6 protein-coding genes and 2 pseudogenes are annotated in these 6,944 nt (G+C 40.8%); 7 read left to right on the plus strand and 1 reads right to left on the minus strand.

The genetic code is table 11. The annotated features are described in order from the left end of the window. The 6 genes and pseudogenes from ABZC96_RS07065 to ABZC96_RS07090 form a co-directional block, all read left to right on the plus strand. Positions 1-139 (plus strand): annotated as a pseudogene (locus tag ABZC96_RS07065) (30S ribosomal protein S21); the annotation flags it as partial. 230 nt (positions 140-369) lie between these two features. Further along, complete coding sequence (locus ABZC96_RS07070; RefSeq protein WP_373030063.1) at positions 370-732, plus strand: group 1 truncated hemoglobin; 363 nt, start codon at positions 370-372, stop codon at positions 730-732. Between the two features lie 141 nt (positions 733-873). Continuing rightward, positions 874-2,037, plus strand: a complete 1,164-nt coding sequence (gene purT, locus ABZC96_RS07075) for a formate-dependent phosphoribosylglycinamide formyltransferase (protein WP_373030064.1) — start codon at positions 874-876, stop codon at positions 2,035-2,037. Between the two features lie 11 nt (positions 2,038-2,048). Further along, complete coding sequence (locus tag ABZC96_RS07080; protein ID WP_373030066.1) at positions 2,049-2,981, plus strand: D-2-hydroxyacid dehydrogenase; 933 nt, start codon at positions 2,049-2,051, stop codon at positions 2,979-2,981. After that, positions 2,981-4,585, plus strand: a complete 1,605-nt coding sequence (locus ABZC96_RS07085; protein ID WP_373030067.1) for an FAD-dependent oxidoreductase — start codon at positions 2,981-2,983, stop codon at positions 4,583-4,585. Before ABZC96_RS07080 ends, ABZC96_RS07085 begins: the two co-directional genes overlap by 1 nt. Then, complete coding sequence (locus ABZC96_RS07090) at positions 4,576-5,307, plus strand: succinate dehydrogenase/fumarate reductase iron-sulfur subunit (RefSeq protein WP_373030068.1); 732 nt, start codon at positions 4,576-4,578, stop codon at positions 5,305-5,307. Before ABZC96_RS07085 ends, ABZC96_RS07090 begins: the two co-directional genes overlap by 10 nt. Here the strand turns inward: ABZC96_RS07090 and leuC are convergent. Further along, on the minus strand, positions 5,304-6,584 hold the full coding sequence (gene leuC / locus ABZC96_RS07095; RefSeq protein WP_373030070.1) for a 3-isopropylmalate dehydratase large subunit: 1,281 nt from the start codon (positions 6,582-6,584) through the stop codon (positions 5,304-5,306). The genes ABZC96_RS07090 and leuC overlap by 4 nt on opposite strands. Before the next feature lie 104 nt (positions 6,585-6,688). Here leuC and ABZC96_RS07100 point away from each other — a divergent pair. Beyond that, positions 6,689-6,944: pseudogene (locus tag ABZC96_RS07100) on the plus strand (hypothetical protein); the annotation flags it as partial.

Consider the following 6,944-nt stretch of genomic DNA (forward strand, 5'->3'; position numbering starts at 1 on the left):
AAACCTTATCGTGACAGAAGCTAGAGCTAGACAAAACCACGAAACTGAGACTGAAAAGAGAAAAAAAGAAAAGATTGCAACTCGCAAGAAAATCCTTAAAAAACTCTTCATGCTTAGAAGATACGAGTCTAGACTGTAATCAGTCTTTCTCTTATTCCAACTCTTTGGAGTTGGAATCTCTACAGATAAACCATCTTTTTACAATCAATCAAACACTATTTATCTCTTACTGCTTACACATATTTATAACTAAAATACACCATTAATATACTTTAAAAAAGTTTTGCTCTTTACAATAAGATAATTTAATGTTATCCTTAACTATGATATTAAATTATCACATGCTTTCTATAGAAAGGAGACATAACTATGGAAAAAACACTTTATGAAAGATTGGGTGGAGCTGAAGCCATTAGAAAATTGGCAAATGATATAGCAGAAAATCATATGGCTAATCCTCTCATCAAGACACGATTTGATATCGTCGAAGATATGGATAAAACCAAAGAGCTGGTTTTTCAATTTATTTGTGCCGGAACAGGTGGCCCTCAAGCCTATACAGGAAGAGATATGTTAACAGCTCATACCGGGATGAATATTTCGGAACAAGAGTTTATAGCTGTTGTGGATGACATCCTTAAAGCTATGGATAAAAATAACCTGGGCGAGGCTGAAAAAAAAGATATGCTGGCTATTGGTTACTCACTCAAAGATGAGATTATACGAGTATAAACAAAAGTATATTGTGGAAAGGATGCTAAAGCCTCCCTTCCCTCTTCATAACAACTACAATATTTAAAACTTTCCCAAAACTCATTACACATTATTTAACTTTTCGCTAAAATAATCTAATATTTTTTCGAAGGTTTTCTTATGACATTTACTACTACATTACAAAAAGACGCTATCAAAATCATGCTTCTGGGTTCTGGTGAACTTGGCAAAGAAGTTGCCATTGAGGCACAAAGACTTGGTATAGAAGTCATCGCTGTTGATAAATATGAGAATGCACCTGCACATCTTGTAGCCAATCGCTCTTATGCAATAGACATGCAAGACAAAGAAGCGGTACTTGCACTTATAGAAAAAGAACAGCCTAGTTTTATCTTGCCAGAAGTTGAAGCCATTAGCATCGCAGCACTTTTTGAAGCAGAAGCAAGAGGTTTTCATGTGATCCCGAATGCTGAAGCCGTCAATAAAACAATGAACCGTAAGAACATCCGTGTGTTTGCCGCAGAAGAGCTGGGACTAAAAACAAGCGGGTATGAATTTGTTACCACACTTGAAGGGCTTAAATCTGCAGGTGAACGCATAGGTTTTCCTTGTGTCATCAAACCCGTGATGAGTTCATCTGGTCATGGACAAAGTATTGCAAGAACGGCTGATGACATAGAAAAATCATGGGAGATCGCAAAAGAGGCACGTGGTGATGCATCTGAACTCATTGTCGAAGAGTTTGTACCTTTTGACTATGAGATCACTCTTTTGACTGTACGTAACGAAACAGGAACAACTTTTTGTGAAGCCATTGGACATGTACAAAAAGACGGAGACTTCATCCTTTCATGGCAACCGATGCAAATGAGTCCTGAAGCACTTAAAAAAGCGCAAGAGATCGCTAAAGCAGTCACTGATGGTTTAGGTGGTCGCGGTATCTTTGGTGTGGAATTCTTTGTCAAAGATGATGAAGTCTACTTCTCGGAGCTCAGTCCACGCCCTCACGACACAGGGATGGTCACACTTATCACACAAAGCCAGAGCCAGTTTGCCCTGCATGTAAGAGCGGTACTTGGACTGCCTCTTGACTTTACATTCTATGGTTCAGGAGCCTGTGGCGCATATAAATCCAAAAATGAAAGCCATAACCCAACACTTGAAGTGCCGGACAATGCCTTTACTAAAGACAGTTTTGTAAGAGTCTTTGGAAAACCAGAATCACATGCAGGTCGTCGTATGGCTGTAAGCCTTGTATTTGATGAAGTAGAAGAAGCAAAAAGAAGAGCCACACAGATAGTAGAGAATATTTCAGACAACTAAGAGGATAAGCTATGAATATCGTATTACTTGACGCTAAAACATTAGGTGATGATTTAGACATTAGTAGTCTTGAGTCTTTTGGAACACTTACAGTATATCAAACCACCTCCAAAGAAGAGACACTTGAGCGTATCCAGATAGCAGATATTGTCATTACCAATAAAGTGGTCATCACTGCAAATATGATGGAAGAAATCCCTAGACTCAAACTTATCTGTATTGCTGCAACAGGTATGAACAATGTTGACCTGGACGCTGCCAAATTTAAAGGTATAGAGGTCAAAAATGTTGCAGGATATTCCACAAAAAGTGTGGTGCAGCATACCTTTGCCATGGCACTCTATCTACTAGAAAAAATGGCTTATTATGATGCAGTGGTAAAAGATGCTTCATGGAGTGAATCAGGGCTTTTTACAGATGTGAGTCGTCCATTTTATGAGATATCAGGAAAAAAATGGGGGATCATCGGTTTGGGCACCATAGGTCAAAAGGTCGCTAAAATTGCTACAGCTTTTGGTGCAGAAGTGAGTTACCACTCTACCAGCGGAAAAAATCTTAATCATGCCTACACGCATCAGAGCTTAGAATTTATACTAAAAGACTGTGACATCATTTCCATCCATGCACCACTCAACGATGATACCTATAACCTCATCAATAAAAACAACCTGCCCTATATGAAAGATGATGCGATTCTGTTAAATTTGGGACGAGGCGGGATTATCAATGAAACAGATTTGGCCTTTGAACTGGACAGAAGAACATTATACGCTGGGTTAGATGTACTGGAACAAGAACCTATGACGTTGAACAATAGACTTAACGAAGTTAGACACAAAGAGAGACTCCTCATCACTCCACATATGGCTTGGGCAAGTATCGAAGCTAGAAAGAAGCTTCTTGAAGGTATTGTAGAAAATATTCGTGTATTTATGGAGAAATAATGGTAGACGTACTGATCATCGGTTCAGGGGGTGCAGGACTCACCGCTGCACTTGCAGCAAAAAAAGAGGGTGCTTCTGTCACTGTAGTAGGTAAAACCTACCCTACCAACTCACAAACATCGATGGCACAAGGAGGCATGAACGCTGCCCTTGGCAATGTAGGTGAAGACGATGTAAGTTCTCACATCGCAGATACGATCAAATCTGCACATGGGCTTTGTGATGAATATATGGTCAGACAGATGTGTACAGATGCTCCTGAAACCATAGAATGGCTAGAGAGCTTAGGTGTGCCCTTTTCAAGACTTGACAATGGGAAGATCGGTACTCAGACCATAGCTCAGCGTCAAATGGGTGGTGCGTCAGCCAAGCGTGCATGTTATGCCCAGGACTATACAGGTCTTAAAATACTCCATACTTTATATGACACATGCTTAAAGGAAGAGATAAACTTCTTGGATGAGTACTATCTTCTCAACCTTATCACTCAGGATGAGACTGCAAAAGGTGCTACATTTTTAGATATTCGTACAGGGGAAGTAAAGCAGATCAATGCAAAGTCTGTAGTCATGGCGACAGGCGGGTATGGCTCACTCTATCATGGGTTTACAACCAATGCTTACGGTTCTACTGGAGATGGTGTGGCTGCAGTACTGCGTGCAGGTGGAGCCGTATCTGATATGGAATTTATACAGTTTCACCCTACTGCGTTGAAACACTCTTGTATACTTGTCTCGGAAAGTGCCAGAGGGGAAGGAGGCTATCTGGTGAATGAATCAGGAAAACGTTTTGTAGATGAACTCAAACCCCGTGACGAAGTAGCACGTGCGATTTTCTCTCAAATGCAAGAAGGACAACGTGTCTTTTTGGATGTTCGCCATTTGGGAGAAGAAAAACTCATGGAGCTTCTTCCACAAGAGGTAGTGCTTTGTAAAATGCATGAACATGTTGATCCTGCCACAGATCTTATCCCTATCAAACCTGTCGCTCACTATACTATGGGCGGGATAGATGTAGATCATGCTTTAGAAGTAAACGGGATTAAAGGCTGTTTTGCTGTGGGTGAATGTTCTAATGCCAAAGTACATGGTGCCAATCGACTTGGTGGGAACTCTCTACTCGAAATCACATCTTTTGGAAGATTTGCAGGTGTAAATGCCTATAAATATGCTATGTCTACAAGTTCTGAACCTGAAGATGATACACAACGAAAGAAAGATACTGCAGCGATAGAAGCACTTTTATCACAAAAAGGGCATATGAATTTTTATCCATATAGAGAGATGTTAGGAAATATCTTTTATGAAAAGGTCGGTATTGTCAGGAAGAATGATAAACTCCAAGAGGCACTCAATGAAGTGATCTCTATGCAAGGTACACAAAAAGAGATGGGCATTGCAGACAAAAGCCAGACAAATAACCAGAATCTCATCGACTTTTTAGAGTTTCAAAATGCCCTGCTTCTGGCCCCTACCATCATCTCTGCAGCCATTGAAAGAGATGAAAGTCGTGGAGCGCACTACAAAGTTGGATTTGAAGGTGAGGATGAAGCACAGAAAAAACATATTGTACTCAAGTGGAAAAAGGAAGAAACATGCAAATAAAAATTCTTCGCTCTGAAACCGGTATCCATCAACTCTATACTTTGCCTGCAGGTGAAATACCTCTTTTGAATGCCTTGAGTTACATTAAAGAGACACAAGATGCCACACTTACATTTTCAGCTGGATGCCGTGCTTCAGTCTGTGGTACATGTGCTGTTCGTGTGAATGGAAGAGAAGAACTTGCCTGTGCCTATAAAGTCAAACCTGGAGATATCATAGAGCCACTCCAGTATCATCCTGTACTGCGTGATCTCAAAGTAGACAAACACAAAGCCAAAGAGACACTTTCTAAAAGTACCGCATGGCTGCACACTTCACAAGAGGCTTCACTCACGCACAGCGATGAAAAACTTTCTGAAACACAAACAGACTGTATACTCTGTGATTCATGCTACTCTGCTTGTCCTGTGTATGCTGTAAATCCCGACTTCTTAGGACCTTTTGCACTGACACGTGCCTATCGTTACAGCACAGATAAACGTGAAGGCAGCGTTAAAAATATCATAGATAATATTCAGAGTAATGGAGTGTGGGACTGTACCTTATGTGGAGAGTGTACTATGGTATGTCCCAAAGGTATAGACCCTAAAATGGACATCACCATGTTACGAGGTCTCTCTGTGCAAGAAGGCTACGATGACCCTTCTTTTGCTAACCAGAGTTTTGGGATGCCTGATTTTAGCGGTGGAGGATTTGGATTTGATCCAAATGCCGGATTTTAGATATCTCTAGGATCCACGATCTTTCCAGCGATAGCAGAAGCTGCAGCCACGGCTGAGTTCGCCAAGTAGATTTCAGATGTTCTGGCACCCATACGACCTACAAAGTTACGGTTGGTTGTAGCAACACAACGCTCACCATCACCAAGTATACCCATGTATCCACCCAAACATGCACCACAAGTAGGGTTAGAAACCACGGCACCTGCTTCGATAAGGATCTCTATCAAACCTTCATGTTGTGCTTGAAGAAGTATCTTTTGTGTAGCTGGCGTTACGATCATACGTGTATGACGTGCAACTCTTTTGCCTTTCACGATCTCAGCTGCGATACGCAGATCTTCTATACGTCCGTTTGTACAAGATCCGATCATCACTTGGTCTACTTTTAGATCATCTGCAACAGCCTGCTCTACAGGCTTACCGTTTGATGGCAAGAAAGGATAAGCGATCACTGGCGAAAGTGTCGAAGTATCTATGGTGATCACTTGACAGTACTCAGCATCTGCATCAGAAACATGGATCTTAGGTTCAGCTCTTAAACCGCCATTTGCCTCTTTTCTCTCCTCAAGGTATGCCAAAGTGATATCATCCACTGCAAAAATACCATTTTTAGCACCCGCCTCAATAACCATATTCGCGATAGAAAATCTATCTGCCATACCAAGATACTGGATCGCTTCACCTGTAAATTCAATGGCTTTATACAATGCACCATCCACACCTATCTGACGGATCAATTCCAAGATGATGTCTTTACCGTAGATGTGTTCACCAGGCTTTCCTGTCAACTCTACTTTAATCGTCTCAGGTACTTTAAACCAGTTACCGCCAGTGATCATTCCAAATGAAAGGTCTGTACTTCCCATACCCGTTGAAAATGCACCAAGTGCGCCATGCGTACAAGTATGACTGTCTGCACCGATGATCACATCACCAGGAACAACAAGCCCTTTTTCTGGAAGCAACGCATGCTCGATACCCATATCTTTTTCATCAAAAAAGTATTTCATATCATGCTTATAAGCAAAATCTCTAGAGATCTTTGCCTGGTTAGCTGACGCGATATCTTTTGCCGGAATATAATGATCCATCACGATACAAAAGTTATCAGGTCTTGCCATCTTTTCTGCACCAGACTCTTCAAATGCTCTAATGGAGATAGGTGTTGTAATATCATTTCCGATGATCATATCGATATCTACTCTAACGATCTCTCCTGCATGTACTTCACGACCTGCATGTTCTGAAAAAATCTTTTCTGTCATAGTTTGTGCCATAAATTGTCCTTCGTTCTTCATAATGTATATAATAAATAATTACGCGAATTATAGCGAAAAAAAATTATGCTAGAATTTCACAACAATTATGAAGAAAGACTCAAATGAAATTATACGAACTCAAAGCCATCGCCAAACGTCTCAATGACTTCTCTTTCATTAGCCGTGCAAGACGTGTAGAGGACAATACTTTAGAGTTGGTATTTGATAAATCAGACAGCTATTTCTTCAACATGACCAGAGGACACAGCCTTATTTATAAAGCTCCTTCTCAAAGACCGCTTCAGGGCTACAATGCACCTTTTGACACCCTGCTTCATACACTCTTGTCTGCAAGTAAGATCATCTCCGTGGATGTAC

Origin of the sequence: Sulfurovum sp., assembly GCF_041551015.1 — a bacterium.
Lineage (GTDB): Bacteria > Campylobacterota > Campylobacteria > Campylobacterales > Sulfurovaceae > Sulfurovum.

Coding starts and splice junctions, on each gene's coding strand:
- ABZC96_RS07070 (WP_373030063.1), top strand. CDS start 370: ATGGAAAAAACACTTTATGAAAGATTGGGTGGAGCTGAAGCCATTAGA.
- purT (WP_373030064.1), top strand. CDS start 874: ATGACATTTACTACTACATTACAAAAAGACGCTATCAAAATCATGCTT.
- ABZC96_RS07080 (WP_373030066.1), top strand. CDS start 2,049: ATGAATATCGTATTACTTGACGCTAAAACATTAGGTGATGATTTAGAC.
- ABZC96_RS07085 (WP_373030067.1), top strand. CDS start 2,981: ATGGTAGACGTACTGATCATCGGTTCAGGGGGTGCAGGACTCACCGCT.
- ABZC96_RS07090 (WP_373030068.1), top strand. CDS start 4,576: ATGCAAATAAAAATTCTTCGCTCTGAAACCGGTATCCATCAACTCTAT.
- leuC (WP_373030070.1), bottom strand. CDS start 6,584: ATGGCACAAACTATGACAGAAAAGATTTTTTCAGAACATGCAGGTCGT.